At 58.6% G+C, this 1508-nt stretch carries 1 protein-coding gene; it reads left to right on the forward strand.

Annotation, left to right across the window (positions count from 1 at the left end; all coding sequences use genetic code 11):
* On the forward strand, window positions 1–1508 hold a 1508-nt coding region (locus ABD371_RS35655; protein ID WP_344486915.1), incomplete at both ends, for a condensation domain-containing protein.

Consider the following 1508-nt stretch of genomic DNA (forward strand, 5'->3'; position numbering starts at 1 on the left):
TTGATTAGTCGTATTGAGGGGGTGTTGGGTGTTCGTTTTTCGGTGAGGGATTTGTTTGAGTGGCCGTCGGTTGCTGGTTTGGTGGGTCTTGGTCGTGGTGGGGGTGTTCGGTCTGGTGTGGTGCGGGTGGTGCGGCCGGATGTGGTGCCGTTGTCTTTTGCGCAGCGGCGTTTGTGGTTTTTGAATCGTTTGGATGGTTCGGGGGGTACGTACAATATTCCGTTTGTGGTGCGGTTGTTGGGTGAGTTGGATTTGGGGGCGCTTGAGCTGGCTTTGGGTGATGTGGTGGGTCGGCATGAGAGTTTGCGGACGGTGTTTCCTGATGTGGGGGGTGTTCCGTGTCAGGTGGTGTTGGGTGTGGATCGGGTGGATGTGGGTTTGTCGGTGGTTGGGGTTGGTGTTGGGGGGTTGGCTGCTGGTTTGGACGAGGTGGCGGGTGAGGGGTTTGATCTTTCGGTTGATGTGCCGTTTCGGGTGCGGTTGTTCGGTGTGGGGGAGGGGGTTCATGTTCTGTCGGTGGTGATTCATCATGTTGCGGCTGATGGTGAGTCGGTGGTGCCGTTTTTGGGTGATCTTTTGGAGGCGTATCGGGCTCGGTGTGGTGGTGGGGTTCCTGGTTGGTCGGTGTTGCCGGTGCAGTATGTGGATTATGCGTTGTGGCAGCGTGAGTTGTTGGGTGAGGAGGGTGATTCGGGGAGTGTTGGGGGTGGTCAGTTGGAGTATTGGCGTGGGGTTTTGGAGGGGTTGCCTGAGGAGTTGGTGTTGCCGTTCGATCGTTCTCGTCCGGTGGTGGCGAGTCATCGGGGTGGGATGGTTGGTTTTGGTTTGAGTGCTGGTGTTCATGGTGGGTTGCTGGATGTGGCTCGGGTGGGTGGTGCGAGTTTGTTCATGGTGGGTCAGGCTGGTTTTGCGGTGTTGTTGTCGCGGTTGGGGGCGGGTTCGGATATTCCGTTGGGTAGTCCTGTGGCGGGGCGTGGTGATGAGGTGTTGGAGGGGTTGGTCGGTTTCTTTGTGAATACGTTGGTGTTTCGGGTTGATGTGTCGGGTGATCCGTCTTTCCGTGAGGTGGTGGGGCGGGTTCGGGATGTGGATTTAGCTGGGTTGGAGCATCAGGATTTGCCGTTTGAGCGGTTGGTCGAGGTGTTGAATCCGGTTCGTTCGATGGCGCGGCATCCGTTGTTTCAGGTGTTGTTCACGGTTCAGGGGGATCCTCGGCCGGTGGTGGAGTTGCCGGGGTTGCGGGTGGAGGCGGAGGTTGTTTCTCGGGGGGTGGCTAAGTTTGATTTGTCGGTGGGGTTGGTGGAGCGGTTCGGTGTTGATGGTGCTCCGGCGGGGTTGGATGGTTTTCTGGAGTATGCGAGTGATCTTTTTGATCGGGGGACGGCTGAGGGGATCGCCGCGCGGTTCGTTCGGTTGCTGGAGGCGGTCGCGGGGGATCCTGATGTGCGGATCGGCCGGCTGGACGTTCTCTCCGAGGACGAACGCCATCTCCTGCTGACGGAATGGAA

The sequence above is a fragment of the Streptomyces amakusaensis genome (assembly GCF_039532665.1).
GTDB lineage: Bacteria > Actinomycetota > Actinomycetes > Streptomycetales > Streptomycetaceae > Streptomyces > Streptomyces amakusaensis.